This window comes from Streptomyces sp. N35 (assembly GCF_016464295.1).
Lineage (GTDB): Bacteria > Actinomycetota > Actinomycetes > Streptomycetales > Streptomycetaceae > Streptomyces.
On the sequence record NZ_JAEIMH010000094.1, the window covers coordinates 5,476 to 28,480 of the forward strand.

Consider the following 23,005-nt stretch of genomic DNA (forward strand, 5'->3'; position numbering starts at 1 on the left):
ACCTCCCCCGGCAGTGGGGATCCCCTCCCCCGCACGGGGGAGCCGCCTGTCGGTGGCGGCTGGCACGATGGCCGCATGCCTCGATTCCTGCGACCGCTGACCCGTGCGGTGACGTATACGCGCTGGGTGCATCTGGTCGTGGGGGCGGTGCCCACCGTGATCGGGTCGTTCATCGTCGGGGTGCACACCGACTCCGTCGCGCACTGGCTGTTTCTCGCGGTGCTGCCGATCCCGCTGGTGGCGGCTGCCGGGCTTGTGCCCGCGATGCGGTTGGCCGAGGGGCTGCAGGCCAGGCTGATGCTGTTCCCGGGGCGGCACGCACGCCAGGAGGACGAGGACGCCCAGGAGCCGATCATCGTGGCGCGCCCGGCGCAGAGTTGGCGCGACCGCGGGGTCACCGCGCTGTGGATGGTGCTCCGCCTCGAAGCGGGAAGCGCGATGGCCTGGCTGTCCATCCAGGCAGGCGCGACCACGCTGTCGTTCGCCGGATCCGTGGTCGGCGACGACCCTGGCGCCGACTCCGTGATCACCTTGCACGGCGCACACTGGGCGTACATCTTTCTCGTGCCGCTGCCGCTGACCGTCCTCGGTTACGTGTCGGCCGGCGCTGGCGCGCTCATGGCCGGAACAGCCCTCCGCATGCTCGGCCCCTCCCCCGCCGAACGCCTCTCCGCCCTGGAGGAACGCACCGAGCAGCTGCTCGAGCACAACCGCATCGCCCGCGAGCTCCATGACTCGATCGGCCACGCGCTGACCATCGCCGTCGTCCAGGCCGGGGCAGCACGCGCCGCGAACAGCCCCGCGTTCACCGATCAGGCGCTGGCCGCGATCGAGGACACCGGCCGCGCGGCGCTGGAGGACCTGGAGCGGGTTCTGAAGGTGCTGCGTGAGCCGAGCGAGCCCGCGCACCGCCGGCCCACGCTCGCCGAGGCCGACCGGCTCCTGGACTCGGCGCGGGCCTCCGGCGCGAAGATCGACGTGGAGATCACCGGGCCGCTCGACCGGCTGCCGGGACCGGTCACACGCGAGGCGTACCGCATCCTGCAGGAGGCCCTCACCAATGTGCTGCGGCATGCGGGCGCCGTACCGGTCACCGTGCGCATCACGGCCGACGACCGCCGGCTGCTGCTGACCGTCACCAATCCGCTCGACGGCACCTCGCTGGGCGCCGGCAGCGGTTCGGGACTGCGCGGCATCCGCGAACGCGCCACGTTGCTCGGCGGCCGTGCGAAGGCCGGTCCGGGGGACGGTGAGTGGCAGCTCACGGTCGATCTCCCGGTGTCCTGAGGAGTTTCCAAGGAGGAACCATGGGTGATCCGAGGGTGATCCATGGGTGATCCAAAGGGGATGCGCACCACCCCCTAAGCTGGCCGGATGCCGATCACCGTCCTGCTCGTCGACGACGAACCCCTCGTGCGCGCCGGTCTGCGCGCCGTGCTCGAGGCGCAGCCGGACATCGAGGTGGTCGGCGAGGCCGCGGACGGCGCCGCGGTGGTGCCGCTGGTCCGCTCGCTGCGGCCGGATGTCGTGGCGATGGATGTACGGATGCCGCTGCTCGACGGCATCGAGGCCACCCGAGCGGTCGTTCGCTCCGTGGACGCGCCGCCCAAGATCCTTGTGGTGACGACCTTCGAGAACGACGAGTACGTGTACGACGCCCTGCGCGCCGGCGCCGACGGCTTTCTGCTCAAGCGCGCCCGGCCCGCGGAGATCGTGCACGCCGTGCGCCTTGTCGCGGAGGGCGAGTCACTGCTCTTCCCGGCAGCGGTGCGCTCGCTTGCGGCGGAGTACGGCAGCGCACCGGCGCGTGCGGCCTTGGAGCGGGCGGCGCTCACCGAACGCGAGGCGGCCGTGCTGCGCCTCATGGCCCGCGGGATGTCCAACGCCGAGATCGCGGCCGATCTCGTCGTGGGTGCGGAGACGGTGAAGTCCCATGTCAGCGCCGTACTGGCGAAGTTGGGGGCGCGGGATCGCACCCAGGCGGTGATCGCCGCGTACGAGTCGGGGTTCGTCTCGCCCGGCTGATCACCTCTCCGGGCCTTCGGGCCACCGAATGTGGGCCTCCGGACACTCGCCGTGGCCAGGCCGCGGCGAGTACGATCCGGCCAGGCAGGTCGCAGAGCAGGAAGGACGTACGTTGAGCCGGTTGACCGGCGGGGATCCCTCGCTGCTACGACGGATCAACTCGGCCGTGGTGCTGCACGCCCTGCGCAACGCCGACTCCGCGACGCTCACCGAGATCACCCGGATCACGGGCCTGTCCCGCCCCACCGTCGAGGGTGTGGTCGAGGGCCTGATCGAGGCGGGTCTCGTCGTCGAGGCCCCCGTGGAGGAGGGCGCGGCCCGGCGGCAGGGCCGGCCGGCCCGCCGTTTCCGCTTCCGCGCCGAGGCCGGGCATCTGCTGGGCCTGGAGATCGGCCCGCACCGGGTGGCCGCGGTCCTGTCGGACCTGGACGGCAAGGTGCTCGGTGCCAACCACAAGCAGGTCGACGAGGTCGCCTCGTCCGACGAACGTCTGGAGCGGCTGCGCACCTGCGTGGCCGAGCTGCTGCGCCGCGCCGGCATCGCCCGTGACGCGCTGCGCGCCGTCGGCGTGGGCAGCCCCGGCATCGTGGAGGCGGACGGCACCGTAAGGCTCGGTACGGCACTGCCCGGCTGGACGGGACTGCCGCTCGGCGAGCGGCTGCGCCGTTCGTTCAAGTGCCCGGTCCTGGTGGAGAACGACGCCAACACGGCCGCGGTCGCCGAGCATTGGAAGGGCGCGGCCCGCGACTCCGACGACGTGGTGTTCGTGCTCGCCGGTCTCAGCCCGGGTGCGGGCTCGCTGATCGGCGGCCGGCTGCATCGCGGCTTCGGGGGTGCGGCGGGCGAGATCGGTGCGCTGCATCTGCTCGGCCGCGACGTCACGCCCGAGACCTTGCTCTCCACGACGGACGAGCCGCTGCACCCGCTCGACGAGCAAGCGGTCACCGAGGTGTTCCAGCACGCCCGTGAGGGCGATCTGGGCGCGAAGGCGGCGGTCGAGCGGTACATCCAGCGGCTTGTCCACGATGTGGCGGCGCTGGTCCTCGCCCTGGATCCGGAGCTGGTGGTGATCGGCGGCTGGGCCGCGGGCCTCGACGGCGTACTGGAGCCGCTGCGCCGGGAGTTGGCCCGCTACTGTCTGCGTCCGCCGCGGGTGGCGCTGTCGATGCTGGGCGAGGCGGCGGTGGCGACGGGCGCGCTGCGGCTTGCGCTCGATCACGTGGAGGAGGAGCTGTTCGCGGTGGAGGGGACAGTGACCGGCCGCTAGGGACTGTCCTGTGGATCAGGCCCTGGACGAGTGGCTTCGATGCGTGTGACATAGCGTGTCCGACATGTCTGTTATCGCCACGGTCGCCGTAGTTGCGCTCGCCGTTCTCCACGTCTACATCCTGGTGCTGGAGATGTTCCTGTGGACGGGCCCCCGCGCCCGGGCGGCCTTCGGCACGACGGAGGAGTTCGCGGTCTCGACGAAGGCGATGGCCGCCAACCAGGGCCTGTACAACGGATTCCTGGCAGCCGGACTCCTGTGGGGAGCTTTCGCCCCCGATCCGGTCGGATTCCAGGTACGGGTCTTCTTCCTGGCCTGCGTCGCTGTCGCCGGCCTGTACGGCGCCGCGACGGCATCCCGCAAGATCCTCTTCGTGCAGACGGTGCCCGCCCTGGCGGTATTCGCCCTGGTGCTGCTGGCTCGCTGAAACTACGGTCCGCACTGTCGAGGACCCCGGTTCGGAGCGTTCTTCACCGTCCTCGCCCCCTCGCCGCCCCGGTCGAGGACGGTCGAAGCACGCGTCAGCCGACGCGGAGACCCACCGCCAGCGTCAGTTCGAGGACCCGGTGTGGCGAGGCGAGATCCGGAAACAGCTCCCGCAGCTGCGACATCCGGTACCGGACCGTCTGAGGGTGGACGAACAAGGCCGCCGCCACCTCCTCCCGCCTGCCCTGGTGCAGCAGCCACGCCCGCAACGTCTCCTCCAGCTTCCGCGCGGTCGCGGCGGGCAAGGTCTGCAACGGTGCGAGGGCCCGGGTACGCAGGTCCGCGAAGGCGTCCGCGTCGGCGGTCAGCACCAGCTCGGGCAGGTGGTCCTCGGTGTCGCGAATATCGCAGGAGAGGGAACGCGCGCGTACGGCTCGTGCGTACGAGGCGGAGGCACGCGTCCACGGCCGGGCCGGGCCGACCACGGCGGCGCGATCGGTCAGCAGCCGCAGAAGATGGGAGCGGTCGGCATCGGGGACGAGCAGCACACCGGTGGCATCCGGCAGATCGTCGAGGACGAGGGTGCTCGGGTCGAGCTCGCGGTAGGCGGGCCGGGCCTGGGCGGCGGGCAGCAGGACCGCGGTCAGGGAAAGCGGAGGCTGCCACCCGGCCCGTTGAGCAGAGGCGAGCAGTACGTCCGGGCTCGCGTCGGCGAGGAGGTCGCGGGCCAGTTGTTCCAGGTGACGCTCGTGGGCCCTGCCCCGGGCAGCCAGTTCGTCGGCGTGGCCCGCGGCGCTCGCGGCGGAGAGTTCGTCGATGTAGGCGAAGGTCAGCTCAGCGAACTTGGCGACCTCTGCGGCGGGCAGACCCGCGGGTACGGCACCTGCCGCCAGACATCGCCAGGCCACGCGGGCGCCGACGCGGTAGGCGCTGAGCAGCGCGTCCATCGAACGGCCGTCGCGCACCTCGCCGCGGCCCAACTCGTAGGCCGCGTCCCCTCCGTCGCCGCCCGTGGCCTTCCCGCTGGCGAGGTCCAGGTAGTGCCCCAGGGCGGTGCGGACGGCTCCGCGGATGGTGCCGCCCATACGGCCCGAAAGGGCGTTGGCGTAGGAAGGGACCTCGTCGATGATCGCCTGGACGACCTCGTCGGCGGTGGTCTTCAGTGCGGCCCGAAGCGCGGTGACGGTCGTCTCATCCAGGGCCAGTTCGCTGGCCCTCCGGGCTGCATGGCTCATGTTTTTGTTCCCTGCGCATAATTCTGCCGACCAGATTCACGTCCTGCGGTCAGGACTTTACGCCTTGAGGCGCAGCAAGCTGAACTCATGACGAGTGCAGCCCTTCGCAGCAGGGCGTGGAAACTGCTGGAGATGGTCACGACGCCGGTGCTGCCGTCGGACTACCTCGACCTGGTCAGCCCGCTGCGTGCGGGCGCCGACCTGCGGGGGCGGATCGAGGCCGTGCACCCCGAGACGGGTGACGCCGCGACCATCGTGATCAGGCCGGGACGAGGCTGGCGCGGCCACACAGCCGGTCAGTACGTGCGGATCGGGGTCGACGTCGACGGGGTGCTCCTGTGGCGTGCCTACTCCCTCACCTCACCGACGAACCGCCAGGACGGCCGCATCACGATCACCGTGAAGGCGATCCCGGACGGCAAGGTCAGCAATCACCTGGTGCGCAGGGCGAAAGCGGGCACGCTGATCCGGCTCGACCAGCCGACCGGTGACTTCGTGCTGCCGCGGGCCATGCCCGCGAAGGTGCTCTACCTGACGGCCGGCAGCGGCATCACGCCGGTGATGGGCATGCTGCGCGACACCGCGTTCGACGATGCCGTCATGGTCCACTGCGCGCCACAGCCGCAAGACGTGATCTTCCGCAAGGAGCTGCACGACCTGGTCGCGGAGAAGAAGCTGCGGCTCACCGAGGTGCACACCGACACGGACGGCATGCTCGACATCGCCCGTCTCGACGTACTCGTGCCCGACTGGGCCGAGCGCGAGACCTGGGCCTGCGGGCCGGCCGGTCTGCTCGACGCCGCCGAAAAGCACTGGGCCGACCACGGCGTCCCGGAACGCCTGCACACCGAACGCTTCCGCCCCAGCATCGTCGTCGCCGGCGGCGGCGGCGGGGTCACGTTCAGCGCCGCCCGCAAGGCCCTCGCCGCGGGCCGCGCCACGCCGCTCCTTGACGTCGGCGAGGAGGCCGGCGTGCTCATGCCCTCCGGGTGCCGCATGGGCATCTGCTTCGGCTGCGTCACGCCGCTCAAGTCGGGCGCCGTGCGCGACCTGCGCACCGGCGAGATCACCGAGGCCGAGCCGGGCGTCCTCATCCAGACCTGTGTGTCCGCCGCGGCGGGCCCCTGCGACATCGAACGGTAGGAGCACCTTGACCGCCATCGACCCCACCGCCCACCTGACCGCGGAGCAGATCGAAGAGCTCGGCCGCGAGCTGGACGCGATCCGCGACGAGGTGATCGCCGACCGCGGCGAGAAGGACGCCGCCTACATCCGTAAGGTCATCGCGGCTCAGCGCAAGCTCGAACTGGCCAGCAGGGGCGTGCTGCTGTTCTCGTTCTTCCCGCCCGCGTGGCTGATCGGCACCGCCGGGCTGTCCGTGGCGAAGATCATGGACAACATGGAGATCGGCCACAACGTCCTGCACGGCCAGTGGGACTGGATGCGGGACCCGAAGATCCACTCCACCACCTGGGAGTGGGATCACGTCTCGCCGTCCGATCAGTGGAAGCACTCGCACAACGAGCTGCACCACACGTACACCAACGTGATCGGCAAGGACAACGATCTCGGCTACGGCATCATGCGCGTCGACGAGGACCAGAAGTGGCACCCGTTCCACCTCGGTCAGCCGCTGTGGAACTTCCTCAACGCCTGCTTCTTCGAGTACGGCATCGCCGCGTACGACCTGGAGCTCGGCAAGAACCTGAACAAGCGCCGCCGCAAGAACCCGGAGTTCCGCGCACGGGCCAAGGCCGTGGGCCGCAAGATCCGCAAGCAGGTGCTCAAGGACTACGTGATCCACCCGCTGCTTTCGGGCCCGTCGTTCCTCACCACGCTCGCCGCCACGTTCACCGCGAACCTGGTCCGCAACGTCTGGACCCACTCGGTGATCATGTGCGGGCACTTCCCCGAGGGCGTACAGGTCTTCGAGCGCCGGTCGATCAACGGCGAGACGCGCGGCCAGTGGTATCTGCGCCAGATGATGGGCTCGGCGAACATCAGTGGCAGCAAGGCCATGCACTTCATGACCGGCAACCTGTCGCACCAGATCGAGCACCACCTGTTCCCGGACCTGCCGAGCAACCGGTACGCCGAGGTCGCGGTGAAGGTGCGCGCGCTGTTCGAGAAGTACGAGCTGGAGTACGTCACCGGCCCGCTGCCCAAGCAGGTCTTCTCCGCGTGGCACAAGGTCTTCCGGCTCTCGCTGCCGAACAAGAAGCCCAAGGTCGAAACGCCGGACCGCGAGCGGGAGCGGGAGCTCGTCGCCGTCTGATTCCCGGTCCTGGTTTCGCTGTCACACCCCGAGGCCCGCTCGCCGTCACCCCCGAGGCCTGCCGCTCACACGACCGGGCCCGCCGCGGAGGGGGCGACGGGCCGTCTCGCTCAGGAGGCCCTGCGCTCCTGTTCGGAGTGGAACTCCACATCGCCGCCGAACGTCAGGCGGCAGGTGTCGGCGCGGTACGTGGCCACCGACACCGCGGCGGTACGCCCGCCGTGGCCGAAGTAGCGGGTGGTCACCAGGAGTACGGGCGCACCGGGCAGCCGGTCGAGCTGCCGGGCGTCGTCGGCGCGAGCCGAGCCCAGCTCGACCGCGCGGTCCTCGCCCTCGAAGCCGAGCCGCTGCAGTTCGCGCAGCACGACGCGGGCGCGCGTGACGCCGTCCGGAATGTCTATGGCCGACAGGTCGGGCACCGAGGCGGCCGGCACATAGAGCAGGTCGGCGGCGACGGGCTGTCCGCTGTACATCCGCGAGCGGCGCAGCATGTGGACGGCCTCGTCGGCTCCCGTGCCGAGCAGTTCGGCGACCACGGCGGGCGGGATCTCCTGGGTGCAGTCGGCGGGCTGCCAGGCGTCACCGGAGCTGCCCGGCCAGCCGTTTCCGGCGGCTCCGACGGCCACGCCCATACGGGGCGGGGCGACCGTGGTACCGACGCCGCGGCGGCGCTGCAGCCGGCCTTCGAGTTCGAGCTGTTCCAGCGCCTGGCGCAACGTAGCGCGGGCGACGCCGAAACGGGCCGCCAGATCACGCTCGTTGGGAAGAATCTCGCCGACCGCGAACTCGGAGTCCAGCGCCTCACCGATCACGGTCTTGAGGTGCCAGTACTTCGTCTCCGGTGCCGTCTCCAGCTGCGTGGTCCCCACCCTGATCCTCCGCATTCGCCCTGGCGTAAATGCCCAGCCACTGGCGGCTTTTACGTGCCCTTGTTTATTAAAGGTTCCTGCACTATCCGCGACGATAGGGCTGCGCACACCCTTGGTCAAGACCAATCCTCGCTCCGTTACAGAGCGCAGCGCTCCGCTCTCATGAGGTGTTCACGAGCTTGTCGCGCACAGGAAAGCCCCCGCCACGGAAGGCGGGGGCTCTTCAGCAAAGGGGACTTGGCGCCCGTATCGGAAAATCCCGGCAATCAATCCTTCTCGTTCACCAGGAGGGAATCCAACTTGTCCGGATTGCGCTGGACGTACACGCATCGGACGAGGCCGTCGGCGATGTCGAGCTGCATCATCACGTCGACCTTGCCGTCGATGATCCCCAACAGGGCCGGGCCGCCGTTGAGTTCGACGATGCGGTATTCGTCCAGGGCCGCGCCCGTCTGCCCGGCGACGCCGTGCAGGAAGCGGCCGACCTTGTCCGCGCTCTCCAGGACCCGCAGTGGCGCCTTGGACTTGCCGCCGCTGTCGCCCACGAGGCGAGCGTCGGGCGCGAGCATGCCGATCAGCCCGTCGAGGTCGCCCGCGCCGGCGGCGGCGAGGAACCGCTCGGTGAGCGTGCGGCGTTCGACCGGGTCGACGTCATAGCGGGGTTTGCGTTCGTCGACATGTTTGCGGGCGCGGCCGGCCAGTTGACGTACCGCCGCCTCGGAGCGGTCGAGGGTCTCGGCGATCTGTGCGAACGGGAAGCCGAAGGCCTCGCGCAGCACGAACACCGCCCGCTCGAGGGGCGAGAGCGACTCGAGGACCACCAGGACGGCGAGGGATACGGAGTCCGCGAGCACCGCTTGTTCGGCGGTGTCGGGCACCTTGTCGCCGAACTCCGTGTAGACCGGTTCCGGCAGCCAGGGTCCGACATAGGCCTCGCGCCGCGACTGCGCCTGCCGCAGCCGGTCGATGGCGAGCCTGGTGGTGATCCGCACCAAAAAGGCGCGCGCGTCCTTGACGTCCGTACGGTCCGCGGCCGACCAGCGCAGCCAGGCCTCCTGGACCACGTCCTCGGCGTCCGCCACGCGCCCGAGCATGCGGTAGGCGACGCCGGTCAGGAGCGGGCGCCGGGCTTCGAATTCATCCACAAGAGTGTCGGTCGGCACCGTTCCATCCCACCTGACGCCACGCGCCTGTGTCCAGCCGGGACCCAACAAGGGGTTACCCAACAGTAGTTGTTGCTGACAGACTGTCTAGGAGCTTCCGATTGCCCCGGAGCGTCCAGCGCCACCGCCGTGTTGTCCACCGACGAGGAGCAGCATGTCCGCCACCGTCACCTTCAGCGTCGACTCCGCCCAGGGCCCGAAGGATGTGAGCGTCGTCTACCGACGCGAGGGTTCGGGCGATCCGGTGCTTCTGCTGCACGGCATCGGGCACCACCACCAGGCCTGGGACCCGGTGTTCGGGATTCTCGCGGCCGAGCGTGACGTGATCGCCGTGGACCTGCCGGGGTTCGGTGCCTCACCCGCGCTGCCCGACGGTTTCGCGTACGACCTCGCGAACTTCGTCCCCGCGCTCAGCGCCCTGTGCAAGGCCCTCGACATCGAACGGCCGCATGTGGTGGGCAATTCGCTGGGCGGTCTGCTGGCGCTCGAGATGGGGCGCGAGAAGCTCGTACGGTCGGTGACCGCGCTGTCGCCGGCCGGATTCTGGACACAGGCGGAGCGGCGTTACGCCTTCGGCACGCTCCTTGCGATGCACCGGGGCGCCAAGCTGCTCCCGCTGCCGGCGATCGAGCGGCTCTCCCGCTCCGCGGCCGGTCGGGCCGCGCTGACCAGCACCATCTACGCACGGCCCGGGCGCCGTTCACCCGAGGCGGTGGTCGCCGAGACGCTGGCGCTGCGCGAGGCCACGGGCTTCCACGCGACCCTGGCCGCCGGGCGCGGGGTCCAGTGGAGCGACGATGTCGACTCCGTGCCGGTCACCATCGGCTGGGGTACCCGGGACCGGCTGCTGCTGCGCCGCCAAGGGGTGCGGGCCAAGCGGGCGATACCCGGCGCCCGCCTCATCGCTCTGAGGGGGTGCGGTCACGTGCCGATGAACGACGATCCGGCCCTCGTGTCCCGCGTCATCCTCGACGCCAGTTCCTGACGGGACGGCTGCCTTCGCGAACACCCCCGAGCCCAGGGCGACTCCGAGCCCGACGAGCACACTGCCGACCGCCTGCGCCGCGCCGTAGTGCCCCGTGCCGACCAAGGGCGCGGTCGCGGCGGCGGCCACGGGGATGAGGCCCGAGAAGAGCGTGGCCCGTTCGGCACCGATGCGCTGCATCCCCGCGTACCAGCAGACGAAGCCGATGACCGTGACGATCACCGCCTGCCAGAGCAGCGCGGCCGCTTCGGCCCCGGTCGGTACGCGCAGGGCGTGGGTGCCCTGGCTCAGCAGCCCGATGAGCAGGGACTCGACGGCGGCGATCCCGCACACCGTCGCCGAGAGCAGTTTGGGTCCGAGCGGGCGCACCAGAGGTACGGCGATCACCGCGAAGCCCACCTCACCGAGCAGCGCGCACACCGAGAACGCGATCCCCGCGGCATCGGTCCTGCCCCAGCCCTGCACCGTGAACGCCCCGGCCGCGACCAGCAGCGCGCCGTACAGGACGGGCCTTGTCGGCTTACGGGAGCCGAGCAACGGGACGAGCACCGCCACGACCACCGGCGCGCAGCCCACGAACACACCGGGGACGGCGGGTTCGGCGGTGCGCTCGGCGTAGAGCACCGCCAGGTTGAAGCCGACCATGCCGACGGCCGCGAGCAGGGCGAGACGTCCCCATTGGCGGCGGGTCAGGCGGCGCAGCGGTGCGAGGGCGCCGCGTCCGAGGAACGGAAGCAGCAGGAGACAGGCGAGCCCGTAGCGCAGGAACTGCCCTCCGGCGTACGGGTAGTCGCCGAGCACGCTGTTCGCGGTGAACGAGGCGCCGACCAGGCAGCAGGCGAAAGCGGCGAGGAGGCTGCCGCGCGCGGTGGTGAGGTGTGGTGCGGTCATGCCGTTGACGCTAGAGAGCGAGGCGGTCCGCATTAAGGTCCACTTTCATGACGCCATCGGGGACCAATTCGCCTGCCGTCCAGGACCATGCGCAGGGCTGGACCACCGCCTGGGAGCTGCTGCTGCCCGCGGCGGCCGCGCCCGCGCGCTCCCGCGGCAAGGCACTGCAGTCGGCGCTGCGCGAGGCCGTGCGTTCGGGCCGGCTCGCTCCGGGGACCAGACTGCCTGCCAGCCGCGCGCTCGCCGGTGACCTGGGCGTTTCGCGCGGTCTGGTCACGGAGGCGTACGAGCAGTTGACGGCCGAGGGATACCTGCGGGCGGGCCGCGGTGCGGGGACCTGGGTGGGCGGTGCGGTGGCGGCCTCGGCGGCCGCACCCTCCCCGACTCGCCACGCCGCCGACGCCCTGCCGCACCCCCGGCTCAGCCTCCTGCCCGGCATCCCCGACCTGTCCCTGTTCCCCCGTTCCGCCTGGTCCGCGGCCCAGCGCGCGGTGCTGGCCGGACTGCCCCACGCCTCGCTCGGCTACCCGGATCCGCGCGGTCTGCCCCGACTGCGTACGGCGGTGGCCCACTTGCTCGCCCGTAGGAGGGGTGTGGTCGTCACGCCCGAGCGGGTCGTGATCTGTTCCGGGGTCTCCCAGGCCATGACGCTGCTCGGCCTGGTGCTGTACGCGCGCGGGGAGCGGACGGTGGCCGCGGAGGATCCGGGCAGCCCCGAACACGCGGAGCTCTTCGCCCACTCGGGGATGCGGACCGTGCGCATAACTCTGGACGCGCAGGGCCCGGACCTGGCAGTGCTGCGCGAGCACGGGGTGCGCACGCTGGTGGCCACGCCTTCGCATCAGTTTCCGTCGGGGATCGCCTACTCGGCGCGGCGTCGCGCTCAACTCCTCGACTGGGCGCGGTCGGTGGACGGCCTGGTCATCGAGGACGACTACGACGGGGACTTCCGCTACGACCGCGCACCGGTGGGCGCCCTGCAGGGCCTCGACCCGGACCACGTCGCGTACACCGGCTCGGTCAGCAAGTCACTGGCTCCCGGGATGCGGCTCGGCTGGGTGGTCGTGCCCGAGGGGCTGACCGAGGCGATCGTGGCCCGCAAACGCCTCATGGACCTCGGGAACCCCGCACTCGACCAGGAAACGCTCGCACGGTTCATCGAACGCGGCGACTACGACCGGCACTTGCGGCGCTGTCTGCGGACGTATCGCGAGCGGCGCAACGTCCTGGTGGCGGCGCTCGCACAGTGGCTCCCGGGCACGGACGTGACGGGTATCGCCGCCGGTCTGCATGTGATCGCCGCTCTTCCCCGAGGCGCGGGCGCGGGCCCCGCGCTCACGGAGCGGGCGGCGGAGCTCGGCCTGTCCATCCGTCCTCTGGAGTCGTACTCGTCCGCTCCCCCGCCCGACGGCCGTGCGCATCTGGTCATCGGATACGCGCACTTGACGCCGGAGCGGATCGCCGAGGCCGTGGGACTGCTCGCTCAGGTGGTGCGGAGCGGTCGGGCGGATCGGTGATCAGGGGCTGCCCGCCGCCAGATAGCCGAGGATGAGCAGACCGAAGCCCACCGGCAGATAGACGAGGGTGAGCAGGATCGGCATCCAGCCGACGACCCAGCCGCGCAGGGAGCGTCCGGGCACCATTTTGTTGTTGGCCCTGCGCACCTCGTCCTCGAGTCCGAGCCGTTCGGCGGCGCGGGCGGACACCGCGACGCCGGCGTCGATCGGCCGTTCAAGAAGCGCGCGGCGTACGAGCCGGTCGACGTCGGCGTCGCGGTGTCCGCCCCTCAGCTTGTTCACGATGACCCGTACACCATGGGCGTCCGTCAGGATCAGCCGGTCATCCGTGGACCCCTGGCCCGCGACCTCGCTCCGGCCGACCTTGGTGAGCCGGGCGAGGTCGACGGGCCTGCCGCCGGTCAGCGTGCGCGCGGACAGCAAGTCCTTCTCGTACGCGGTGACATGCCAGCCGGTCGAGGCGTAGAAGAGGACCAGGACGCTGATCAACGGCGTGGCCATGTTGCCGAAGACCAGAGCGTCGGAGACGAGCCCGGCCTGGACCAGGAGCGCCGTGGCGACCAGGTACACCGGGGGCAGCAGCCACGCGAACCAGTCCGTCACCTGACGCGCTCTGCGGCCTGTGCCCGGGGATATCGCCGCGTTGCCTGGTGAGGCGGTGGTTGCACCGGAGTTGAGCGCCATGAGCATGACGTTATCGCGGAGGGCTCCCGGGTCAGGAGTTGGACCAGGCGCGGGTGCACAGGACGAGCCGGTAGCCGTCGGGGTCCTGGAGCGTGACGCCCCATTCGTTCCAGTACGGGTTCGGCGACTGGACGCGCTTGCCGCCGTGCTCCTCGATCCGGGTCACCAGCTCGTCCGGCACGGGACCGTCCAGGTAGAGCACGAGGAGGTCCTCCTCGGTGGGCCGCGGGGCGACCGGGTGCTCCGCGTCGTGGACGAGCTCCAGGTGCCAGTCGGCGTCCGGCCAGCCGAGCATCAGCAGGTCATGGGCGCCGGGGCCGTGATCGCCCTCGGTGCGCCAGACGACGCCGAGCCCGAGGCCCTCCACGTAGAACTTCTCCGCGGCGGCGAGGTCGAGGGACGGACGGGCGATACGGATGTGGCTGCGGCCGTCGATGGTCATGCGGGGCTCCCCCAGGTCGTTCCCGATCTTGCCGGGCAAGCCTATGCGGCACCGATCACCAGGTCATCGGGCCCTGGTCGTACGACCTGGGGTGGCGATCGGGAGTGCCTCTCGGGCCTGGGTCCTAGGACCCGATGACCATGAGCGGCCGCACCTTGGCCCGCCGTCAGGAGCCGCACCTGGCTCGACATCAGAAACGGGCCGTTCAGGGCTGCAGCACGAGGCGACCGCGCACTCCGCCCTTGGCCATGGCGCGATGGGCGTCGGCGGCCTGTTCCAGCGGCAGCACGGCGTGGACGCGGGCCGGCAGCCGGCCGGCTGCGACGCCGGCCAGCAGCGGGCTCAGCCGCGAGCCGTCGGGGTGGGACACCACGACATCCACCGTGATCCCGCGTTCGGCCGCAGGTTTGGCGCTCGGCTGGACGCCGACGAAGGCTCCGCCGTCACGTACCAGGGCAAGGGCTTGTTCCTGCAGGGCCGCGCCGTCGGCGACCGCGTCATAGCCGGGCTCGGCGTGCGAGGTGAACTCGGCGCCCAGACCGCGGACGAACTCCTCGTCCTCCTCCCTGGCCAGGCCCGTCACCTGCCAGCCGCGCTCCGGCGCGAGGGCGGCTGCATAGCTTCCGACCGCGCCCGCCGCCCCCGTCACCAGCAGCCTGCGGCCGCTGTCGGGCGCGTCGCCGAGCAGGTCCAGCAGCTGGGCGGCGGCGGTCGCGTTGAGCGGCACCGTGGACGCGACGGTCAGGTCCAGGCCGTCGGGAACGACGGCGAGGTTGGCGGCCGACACGAGGAGTTGTTCGGCGTACGTCCCGAAGTCCCGGTCGAAGCCGTCGATGAAGCCGGCGACGCGGGTGCCGACGGGCAGTTCGACACCCGGGCCGACGGCGGAGATCGTGCCGGCGAAGTCCCATCCCAGACCGGTGTGTTCGGGCTGGTGGACCATACCCAGGGCGTGGAAGACACCGTGTACGACTCCGAGGTCCACGGGGTTGACCGCGGCCGCGGCGATCCGCACCCGGACCTCGCCGGGTCCGGGCTCGCTCACGGGAAGGTCGACGAGCTCGATCGAGTCGGGCCCCTCGGGGGAACGGACGACGGCGGCACGGAAGGTGGCTGTGCTCATGGGGTGCTCCTCGCGGGTTGTGCTCGGCTGCTGACCTCCCTCACTCTGGAGCGGCAGCTCTCCAACGGGAAGCAGGCACCTGAAAGTGCGTAACTCCCCATCCTCATCCGGAAGGAGCGGACGATGCCGACCAAGACGGCGGCCCAGGAGCGGGCACAGGCGAAGATGAGGTACGACGCGTTCCTGGACGGCTGCCCCAGCCGCCAGTTGCTCGCCCGTATCTCGGACAAGTGGGTCGCGCTGGTCCTGGCCGCGCTCTGCAGCGAAGGGCCCGGAGGACACGGCGCAGGCGAGCCGCGGTCGATGCGCTACTCCGAGCTGGCGCGCCAACTCGCCGGAGTCAGCCAGAAGATGCTCACCCAGACACTGCGCTCCCTCGAACGCGACGGCCTGGTCACCCGCACCGTGACACCGACCGTCCCGGTCACCGTCACCTACGAGCTCACCGACCTCGGCCTCTCCCTCCAGCACGTGATGCGCGGCCTCAAGGCGTGGGCCGAGGCGCATATGGACGAAGTGTTCGTCCACCGCGGGAGTTACGACAGCGACGGCACCGCCTGACCTTGGCCGCCGTCATCCGCGCGGCCTCTCGGCCTGCCGCGTAGAGCGCGCCGTGTTCCCTTGCGCGGTAAGGGAGTTGTTCACTTGGGGTTCGTATGCGCGCCGTCGTGCACCAGTAGGTCTGTTCCCGCGCACTTGTCGGTCCCGTCCCAGGAGGCTCACCGATGTCATCAGGTCAGCAGGGTTCCGTTCCCGGCCGCCGCTCCGTGCTGCGTGGTTCGCTCGCCGCGTCCGCCGCGCTGGCCCTGCCCGCGGTCGGCGCCGCTCCGGCGCTCGCCCTGTCGGGGCGTCCGCGTGCCGAGTGGGGTGTGCAGAGCGGGGACGTCGACGCGCACTCCGGTCTGGTGTGGGTGCGCTCCGACCGGCCGGCCCGGATGATCGTGGAGACCTCCGCGAGCGAATCGTTCCGCCGTACGCACACTTGGCACGGACCGCTGCTCGGTCCCGGCAGCGACTACACGGGGACGACACGGTTGCGGGGGCTGCCCGCGGGTGAGCGGATCCACTACCGCGTGACGCTGGCCGATCCCGAGGACCCCCGGCGTACCGGCCGCCCGGTGACCGGCACCTTCCGTACCGCGCCCGAGCGGCGGCACCAGGATGTGCGCTTCGTATGGTCGGGCGACATCGCGGGCCAGGGCTGGGGCATCAACCCGGAGCTCGGCGGCTACCGGGTCTTCGAGGAAATGCGCCGCAGACACCCCGACTTCTTCCTGTGCAGCGGCGACACGGTGTACGCGGACGGGCCGCTGCAGCCGACGGTGACGCTGCCGGACGGGCGTATCTGGCGGAACGTGACGACCGAGGAGAAGGCGAAGGTCGCCGAGACGCTGGCCGAGTTCCGCGGCACGTTCCGCTACAACCTGCTCGACGAGAACCTGCGTCGCTTCAACGCCGAGGTCCCCTCGATCGTCCAGTGGGACGACCACGAGGTCCGCAACAACTGGTACCCGGGTCAGATCCTGGACGACGTCCGCTATACGGAGAAGAACGTCGACGTGCTCGCCGCGCGGGCCCGGCAGGCCTTCGGCGAGTACTTCCCGATCAGTACGCTGCCCGGCGGCCGGAGCGGGGGGCGGGTGCACCGGGTGGTCCGGCACGGTCCGCTGCTCGATGTGTTCGTCCTGGACATGCGCACGTACCGCAACGCGAACTCCCCGAACCGGCAGACCGACGACCCGGTGGGCATCCTCGGCGTCGAACAGCTCGCCTGGCTGAAGCGGGAGCTGTCGCGCTCGCGCGCCGTGTGGAAGGTGATCGCCTCCGATATGCCGCTCGGCCTGGTGGTCGCGGACGGAGCGGTGAACTTCGAGGCGGTCGCGCAGGGCGACCCGGGTGCGCCGCTGGGACGCGAGCTGCAGATCGCGGAGCTGCTGCGGCACATCAAGCACCAGCGGATCACCGGCACCCTGTGGCTGACCGCCGACGTCCACTACACCTCCGCGCAGCACTACGACCCGTCGCGGGCTGCGTTCAAGGACTTCGCCCCGTTCTGGGAGTTCGTCTCCGGGCCGTTGGCGGCGGGCGGGTTCCCTGCGGTGAAGCTGGACGGCACGTTCGGGCCCGAGCAGTCCTTCGTGAAGGCGCCGACGCGCGCCAATGTGTCACCGGCCGAGTCGCCGCAGTACTTCGGCGAGGTCGACATCGACGGCGGCAGCGGGGAGTTGACGGTGCGCCTGCGCGAGGACACCGGGGCCGTGCTGTTCACGAAGGTGCTGCAGCCGGGGCGGGTCGGCCAGTGAGCGACCTCAACCCGTTCTGAACTGCGGATTGTTAATGCCCACGGCCGTTGTCAGTGGCGCCGTCTACGGTCTTTTGCATGACGCGATCACTGCAGGCCGTGGCCTATCACCGACCCTCCGCGCTGGAGTCCGGACCGCTGGGACAGCGGCTCGGACTCGAGACCTCGCGCGGGGTCACTCCCGCGGGGCGGGTGGACCATCCGCGGTTCTTCTCGGGGTTCGTGACCGAGCCGCGGACAGCCGCCGCGGCGCTCCTTGCCGTGGCCGATGTGGCGGCCGCGCGGTACTGGCAGCCGCAGCGGCCCGCGTCCTACGACCCGGTGGTGACGGGCAGCGGTGACCGGCTGCGGTTCGAGTCCTTCTCCGGGTGCGGCGGTGTGCTGGCCCGCCTCGACATCCTGAGTGCGGGTCTGGACGGGGGCGAGGTCGGGCACGGCACGACCAATGTGGACGTCAACCATCCGCTCAGAGAGGCGCTGTCGCGGGTCGGCTCGGACGATCCGCTCCATCTGCGGGTCGGACCGGACGAGTTGGCGGTCACCACGGTGGACGGTGCGGTGATCGAGAAGAAGGTGCCCCTGCCCGACCGCTGGCTGCGCGGCTTCGCCGAAGCCCAGGTCGTGGCTTGCGGCTTCGAGTTGCGGGCCGAGTTGCCCGCCGCGGAGGCGGTGCGCTTCCTGCGCGGCCTGCCGCGCGCGGGCGCACGGGGCGCCTCCCGAGGGGCGATGTGGGTGGTTCCGGCCGGGCGCGGACTGCGGCCGACCACGCGGCCGGTGCCGGGCGCGGTGTGCCTGCCGGGGCCCGAGCGGCTTTCCGCGCTGCAGCGGGTGCTGCGCCATGCCACGGCGCTGCGGGTGTACGGGCCGGCCGCCACGGACGCGTCACCACTTGCCGGCGCGTGGGAGGTTGCGCTGCCGGGGATGCGGCTCACCCTCACCCTCTCCCCCGATGCGGCCCGCGGATTCTCGGGCGAAGGCGGTGTGCTGGATGCGCTCGCGGGGGCCGAAGCGGCCGAGGACGCGGAGCTGGTCTCGGTGCTGCTCGCGTGGGAGCCCCGGATCGACCTCGCCGAACTGGCCTCTTCCGCCGGGCTTTCCGTGGAGCGGGTGCGGGCGGCGCTCGTGTATCTGGGCACCTCGGGCCGGGTGGGTTACGACGCGGCGGAAGCGGCGTACTTCCATCGCGAACTGCCGTATGACAGCGACCGGGTGGAGCGGCACAATCCGCGGCTGAGGAACGCGCGGGCGCTGGTGGCCCGCCACGCGGTCACGCTGGACGCAGAGATGGCCACGGTGCGGGCCAAGGACGGGCATGTGCATCGCGTCCGCGCGGAGGGTGGCGTGCTGACCTGCACGTGTCCTTGGTGGGCCAAGTACAGGGGCGGGCGCGGCCCGTGCAAGCATGCGCTCGCGGTGCGCCTGGTCCGTCGGGGAGAGATCGCGGGCGCGTCTCCGGCGGACATGCCGGCGCCTGTTGCCGGCGCTGAGGCGACGATCGAGGGGAACGCACGATGAGACTCCTGACCAGTGGAGCCGTGGACGCGGCACGCGCCGAGGCCGGGCCCGGGGTGCTCGATGTGTACGAGGCGGTGCAGCAGGGCGATGCCGAACGTGCCGCGCAGTGCGTCGGCAAGCTCGATCTCGTTCAACGGCGTGTCTGCATGGACCTGTTGAAGAAACTGCGGTCGGCCAACCGTGGCGTGTGGACCTGGGACAACCGCGAGCGCCTGCGGGCGCTGGCCGTGGCAGGGGCGGGCTGCCAGACGGGGGCCGCGGCTGCCTCCGCCTGGATCGCGGCACGCGATTTCACCTGGGCACCGGCCCCTGACGCGCTGCTGCTCGACGTGCTCGCCGAGCGTGCGCCCGAGTGGCTGGCCGATGTGGCGCACCGGCTGGCCGAACGGCCCCGCTCGGCCGATATCTCGTACGAGCTGATGGCCGGGCTCGTACGGCTCAGCGGGTGTGCGGCCCCGACGACCGAGGCGTATGTGCATGGTTGGGTGTTCTCGCACTTCCGCGGCCGGCGGATGTCTCTGATCGACGGGCTGCGCGGTGACCCGGATCTGACCGAGCTCGTGGCCGCGTTCTTCGTGACGCCGGAAGTGGGCAGCTACGCCCAGTTCACGTTTCCCGGCGAGCCGGGCGAGAACACCTGGCCCGAAGCACTGGCACTGCTGACCCGGGACGGTGTGCTCGACCGGCCCACCATGGTCGCCTCCTGTCTGGCGCGACTGCTGCGCGGCGGGCGCCAGATGGACGAGCGGATGTTCCTGCGGCTGCTCGGAGAACTGGCCCTGACGCGCGAGGAGCAGCTCGCCCACCTCGCCGACTGGACCGCCCTCGCTGCCGATGCGAGTTCACCGATCGCCGCGCACGCGCAGACCGTGCTCGGGGGCTTGGCCCTCGACGGCGGTCTGTCCGACGGGCGGCTGGCGGACGTGACCCGCGCGGTGCTGTTCCGTACGGAGAAGAAGCTGGTGCGGGCGCAGTTGGTGCTGCTCGGCAAGGTGCTCAAGTCCCGGCCCGCGGCGGCCGGGGAGCTGCTGCCGGCGGTGGCGGAGGCGTTCGGGCACGCGGACACCGATGTCCAGGAGCGGGCGCTGAAGCTGGTGGGCCGGCACACGGACGCGCTCGACCGGATGCAGCTCGCCGAGCTCGCGACGGCCGCGGAGTTGCTCACGCCGGGGCTGCGGGGCGGCGCTGCGGAGATGTTGGGGCAGCCGATCGGCGAGGAGGGTGAACTCCCTTACGCGTACGAGGAGTTCCTGCCGCCCGCCACCGAGTGGACCCCTGTGAGCCCGGCCGGGGCAACACCTGCCGAGGTGGCGGAGGACGTCAGCGTGCTCCTGGCAGGGGCGCCCAATGACCTCGTCACGTTCGAGCGGGCCCTGGACGGGCTGATGCGGCAGGCCGCACGTGACCGCGCGGCGCTGACGGACGCGCTGCGTCCGGTGGTCGAGGCCCAGCGCTGGTGGGAGCACATCGGCTCATGGATCGAGCGCCAGGACTCCTTTCACTTTCTCGCGAGCGGTATCGAGATCGTCGTCGCGGCGGTGCTCGGCCAGCTGCGCATGGAGGTGCTGCACCGCAGGGTTCAGCACACTTCGTCCGGAGCCTCGGCCACGCGGGGCGGGCCGGCCGCTGTCCGCGATGCGCGCTGCTGGGAGGCGGCCCACCGGATCCACTCGGATCCCAGCCCGTTCCTTCTCGCGACCCCGACGGACAGCTCCGGCGCCCTCGAGGCGGCGGTCCTCGTCGAGCGCCTGGAGGAGTACACGCGGCTCGGGGCCCGTGTCGGCGAGATGGACTTCGGTCAGGCGTTGCTGCGCGTTCGGTTCGAGGGTCCTTCGGGCATCGACGGCGCTGCGGGTGCCGTCGCACCCCCGGGGCCCGAAGGGCCTGCGGGAGATGCACAGTTGAGCGTCCTGGCCGCCCGGGCCGATGCCCTCGGGACCTCCCACGGAACACGCCTGGCCCAGCATCTGCGCGGGGGATCGCTGCCGGCGCCGGAGTCGCACCGCGAGCACCGGGAGATCTACCGCGCCCGCACGGTGCTGGTCGACCTCGGGGAGCTGCCCGGGCTGCAGGAGCGCTTCGGTGGCCCCCTCGCCCGCCTGGGGCGTCCGGTGACTCCGGCAGAACCCGATCACTCCCCGGTCACGCACTACCGGCATCTGCTCGCCGTGCTGCCCGCACAGCCCGAGCTGGTCGCCGCGCGGCTGCTTCACTTCATGTCGGGCGTGGCCTGCCACAACTTCGCGCCTCAGCAGGGCTATCTGGCCGCCCTCGCCGAAGCACCCGGCCCCGCGGGCCAGGCCGTGCACCTCTCGGTGGCGTACGGTCTCGCCGCCCGTCGGCCGCAGGACCGACTCGAAGCCGTCGACGCCCTGCTCGTCCTGGCCGCCCGCGGCACATTGGACCCCGAGCGCCTGGGAGCCGACATCGCCGAGCTGGCGGAGCTCACGCTCATCAAGCCGGGCCGTTTCGCGGACGGGTTGCGCGCGGGGGCCGGCACGGGTGCGTACGCCACGGTCTGGGCGATACTCCGCACCACCCTGCCCGCACTGCTCGCCCAGGAGAGTCTTCCGGCCAAGGCACTCGGCGACTTCCTCGAACTCGGAGCCGACTGCGCGGAACGCTGCGCTGCCCGTGCCGGGATACCGGAACTGACCGAGCGGGCGAGCCGGGCCGGCACGTCGCGCGTGCAGAACCAGGCCCGGCGCCTGCACCGGGCGTTGGGCGGATAGCGGGCGGCTCAAGGGCGGGACGCGGGCGGCTCAAGGGCGGGCGGCACGGCACGCATGACGGCCGGCTCAAGGGCGGGCGGCACGACACCCAACTCAGGGACGGGCGGCCCGGTCGACGGGCAGCCGCCCGCCCCGACCCCCGTTCACAGCCGCTCCGACCTGGGGCGATTCCCGATGCAACCCGGAAGCAATCTGAACGCAAAAAGGGCAGAAGGGAACTTAACCGCTCAGTCACAAAGCGTTCGTGATCACGCAACACCGATCGTCCAGAGTGCTGGCATGACGGAAGTGACTTCTGAGACCACCACCGGGTCCACACACGGGACCCGGACCAAGCCCACGGCCCGGCGGTGGGGCAAACTCCGCGCCGACCGCTCCCCGCGCCATGGACGCCATCACTGGCGTCGTGATGTCGTCGAGCTCGCCGCGCTGTTCACCGCCGTGGCGGTCGCGGACACCATCGCGAAGACCGTGGTCAAGGGGCCGCGCGGCCCGTTCATGCTGATCGCCTCGGCCGTGGCCCTGGTGGCCACAGCCGTATTTCACACCTGGTGGGCGCGACGACATAGCCACGCACCGCCGGCCCCGCCACCGCTCGCACCGGCACATACCGGGGAGCACACCGACGCCACCCCTCCGGAGGTGCCGACCACCCTGTGGCGGATGCGGACCACCGTGCGCGACGAGCCGGGTTCGCTGGCCGCGTTGTGCGCCGCGCTCGCCGGGCTGCGGGTGGACATCCTCAGCCTGCAGACGCATCCGCTCGCGCAGGGCACGGTGGACGAATTCCTGCTGCGTGCCCCGCAGGACCTCCCCGCCGCCGACCTCACACGGGCGGTCGCGGCGGCCGGGGGCTCCGGCACCTGGATCGAGCGGGCCGATGCCCACGGCCTGGTGGACGCGCCCACCCCCCACCTGGGCCTGGCCACCCGTACGGCCCTGGACGCCGCCGAACTCCCGCTCGCGCTGCGGCAGTTGCTCGGCCGGTGCACCATCCGCTCCGTGCCGGCCAAGTCCCGGGCCCGCACCGCGCGGAACTCGCCCGTCGAGGGCCGCCTCGACGACTGTGTGCTGCGGCTGCGGGACGGGGAAGGCGGCGAGATCGTGATCGAGCGGCCGTATCTGCCGTTCACGCCCACCGAGTTCGCCCGCGCCCGGGCCCTCGTCGAGCTGGACGCCCGGCTCGGGCCGCGGATTCCGCGCGCCCAGGACGTGCTGACGCTGCCGGAGGGCAACGCGATCACGGTGCGCCGCGCGGACCTCGCCGACGCCGAAGCGGCCAAGGCGATGCACGAGCGCTGCTCCCCCGACACCCTGCGGCTGCGCTACCACGGGCCGGTCGGCGACGCCGACAAGTACCTCAACCACCTGCTCGGTCCGCGCCACGGCCGCACCCTCGCCGTGCAGACCGCATCGGGCCGCCTGGTCGCGCTCGGGCATCTGCTGTGGGACGGCGACGAGACCGAGGTGGCGCTGCTCGTCGAGGACGACTGGCAGCGCCGCGGCATCGGCGCCGAACTCCTCGACCGCCCGGTCGCGGGGGCGGGCGGGGGC

19 protein-coding genes and 1 pseudogene are annotated in these 23,005 nt (G+C 71.4%); 13 read left to right on the top strand and 7 right to left on the bottom strand.

Annotation, left to right across the window (positions count from 1 at the left end):
- Positions 1 to 75: 75 nt before the first annotated feature.
- The 4 genes from JAO81_RS35255 (at position 76) to JAO81_RS35270 (ending at position 3,719) form a co-directional block, all read left to right on the top strand.
- Positions 76 to 1,287, top strand: coding sequence for a sensor histidine kinase (locus tag JAO81_RS35255; RefSeq protein WP_199552069.1), 1,212 nt, complete (start codon positions 76 to 78; stop codon positions 1,285 to 1,287).
- Positions 1,288 to 1,374: 87 nt separating this feature from the next.
- The gene (locus JAO81_RS35260) at positions 1,375 to 2,025 is read left to right on the top strand and encodes a response regulator transcription factor (protein WP_199552070.1); all 651 of its coding nucleotides are present in this window, start codon (positions 1,375 to 1,377) and stop codon (positions 2,023 to 2,025) included.
- 112 nt (positions 2,026 to 2,137) lie between these two features.
- A complete protein-coding gene (locus JAO81_RS35265; protein ID WP_199552071.1) occupies positions 2,138 to 3,292 on the top strand; it encodes an ROK family transcriptional regulator in 1,155 nt (384 codons plus the stop codon).
- 64 nt (positions 3,293 to 3,356) lie between these two features.
- The gene (locus JAO81_RS35270) at positions 3,357 to 3,719 is read left to right on the top strand and encodes a DUF1304 domain-containing protein (RefSeq protein ID WP_199552072.1); all 363 of its coding nucleotides are present in this window, start codon (positions 3,357 to 3,359) and stop codon (positions 3,717 to 3,719) included.
- 94 nt (positions 3,720 to 3,813) lie between these two features.
- On the opposite strand, the gene JAO81_RS35275 is transcribed toward JAO81_RS35270, so the two are convergent.
- Positions 3,814 to 4,953, bottom strand: a complete 1,140-nt coding sequence (locus JAO81_RS35275; RefSeq protein WP_199552073.1) for a CdaR family transcriptional regulator — start codon at positions 4,951 to 4,953, stop codon at positions 3,814 to 3,816.
- A gap of 132 nt (positions 4,954 to 5,085) precedes the next feature.
- Between JAO81_RS35275 and JAO81_RS35280 the strand changes: the two genes are divergently transcribed.
- Together JAO81_RS35280 and JAO81_RS35285 are read left to right on the top strand one after the other, a co-directional pair.
- On the top strand, positions 5,086 to 6,096 hold the full coding sequence (locus tag JAO81_RS35280) for a ferredoxin reductase (RefSeq protein WP_199552093.1): 1,011 nt from the start codon (positions 5,086 to 5,088) through the stop codon (positions 6,094 to 6,096).
- A gap of 7 nt (positions 6,097 to 6,103) precedes the next feature.
- Positions 6,104 to 7,228 carry an acyl-CoA desaturase gene (locus JAO81_RS35285; RefSeq protein WP_199552074.1) on the top strand — a complete coding sequence of 375 codons (1,125 nt, stop codon included), beginning with the start codon at positions 6,104 to 6,106 and terminating at the stop codon, positions 7,226 to 7,228.
- A 110-nt stretch (positions 7,229 to 7,338) separates the two neighbouring features.
- On the opposite strand, the gene JAO81_RS35290 is transcribed toward JAO81_RS35285, so the two are convergent.
- Together JAO81_RS35290 and sigJ are read right to left on the bottom strand one after the other, a co-directional pair.
- Entirely contained in the window at positions 7,339 to 8,097 is a 759-nt protein-coding gene (locus JAO81_RS35290) for a GntR family transcriptional regulator (RefSeq protein ID WP_199552075.1), read from the bottom strand.
- Positions 8,098 to 8,363: 266 nt separating this feature from the next.
- Positions 8,364 to 9,260 (bottom strand): RNA polymerase sigma factor SigJ, encoded by an 897-nt coding sequence (sigJ, locus tag JAO81_RS35295; RefSeq protein WP_199552076.1) that lies wholly within the window; start codon positions 9,258 to 9,260, stop codon positions 8,364 to 8,366.
- A 154-nt stretch (positions 9,261 to 9,414) separates the two neighbouring features.
- On the opposite strand from sigJ, the gene JAO81_RS35300 reads away from it, so the two are divergent.
- The gene (locus JAO81_RS35300; protein ID WP_199552077.1) at positions 9,415 to 10,245 is read left to right on the top strand and encodes an alpha/beta fold hydrolase; all 831 of its coding nucleotides are present in this window, start codon (positions 9,415 to 9,417) and stop codon (positions 10,243 to 10,245) included.
- A gap of 93 nt (positions 10,246 to 10,338) precedes the next feature.
- Here JAO81_RS35300 and JAO81_RS35305 read toward each other — a convergent pair.
- A pseudogene (locus tag JAO81_RS35305) lies at positions 10,339 to 11,169 on the bottom strand (DMT family transporter); the annotation flags it as partial.
- 14 nt (positions 11,170 to 11,183) lie between these two features.
- Between JAO81_RS35305 and JAO81_RS35310 the strand changes: the two are divergent.
- Positions 11,184 to 12,653, top strand: a complete 1,470-nt coding sequence (locus tag JAO81_RS35310; RefSeq protein WP_199552078.1) for a PLP-dependent aminotransferase family protein — start codon at positions 11,184 to 11,186, stop codon at positions 12,651 to 12,653.
- Here JAO81_RS35310 and JAO81_RS35315 read toward each other — a convergent pair whose 3' ends face one another.
- From JAO81_RS35315 to JAO81_RS35325, 3 genes are all read right to left on the bottom strand, one after another.
- On the bottom strand, positions 12,654 to 13,337 hold the full coding sequence (locus tag JAO81_RS35315; protein ID WP_199552079.1) for a hypothetical protein: 684 nt from the start codon (positions 13,335 to 13,337) through the stop codon (positions 12,654 to 12,656). It abuts the gene before it with no gap.
- Between the two features lie 31 nt (positions 13,338 to 13,368).
- Positions 13,369 to 13,779: a VOC family protein gene (locus tag JAO81_RS35320; protein WP_199552080.1), complete on the bottom strand. Its 411-nt coding sequence runs from the start codon at positions 13,777 to 13,779 to the stop codon at positions 13,369 to 13,371.
- 205 nt (positions 13,780 to 13,984) lie between these two features.
- Entirely contained in the window at positions 13,985 to 14,902 is a 918-nt protein-coding gene (locus JAO81_RS35325; protein WP_199552081.1) for an NADP-dependent oxidoreductase, read from the bottom strand.
- A gap of 123 nt (positions 14,903 to 15,025) precedes the next feature.
- On the opposite strand from JAO81_RS35325, the gene JAO81_RS35330 reads away from it, so the two are divergent.
- The 5 genes from JAO81_RS35330 to JAO81_RS43055 all read left to right on the top strand — a co-directional run.
- Positions 15,026 to 15,463, top strand: coding sequence for a helix-turn-helix domain-containing protein (locus JAO81_RS35330; RefSeq protein ID WP_199552082.1), 438 nt, complete (start codon positions 15,026 to 15,028; stop codon positions 15,461 to 15,463).
- A gap of 164 nt (positions 15,464 to 15,627) precedes the next feature.
- Entirely contained in the window at positions 15,628 to 17,205 is a 1,578-nt protein-coding gene (locus JAO81_RS35335; RefSeq protein WP_199552083.1) for an alkaline phosphatase, read from the top strand.
- 77 nt (positions 17,206 to 17,282) lie between these two features.
- The gene (locus tag JAO81_RS35340) at positions 17,283 to 18,719 is read left to right on the top strand and encodes an SWIM zinc finger family protein (protein WP_199552084.1); all 1,437 of its coding nucleotides are present in this window, start codon (positions 17,283 to 17,285) and stop codon (positions 18,717 to 18,719) included.
- On the top strand, positions 18,716 to 21,451 hold the full coding sequence (locus JAO81_RS35345) for a DUF6493 family protein (protein WP_199552085.1): 2,736 nt from the start codon (positions 18,716 to 18,718) through the stop codon (positions 21,449 to 21,451). The genes JAO81_RS35340 and JAO81_RS35345 overlap by 4 nt, the downstream gene beginning before the upstream one ends.
- Positions 21,452 to 21,730: 279 nt before the next feature.
- A partial coding sequence (locus JAO81_RS43055; protein WP_233416371.1) for a GNAT family N-acetyltransferase occupies positions 21,731 to 23,005 on the top strand: 1,275 nt, incomplete at its 3' end.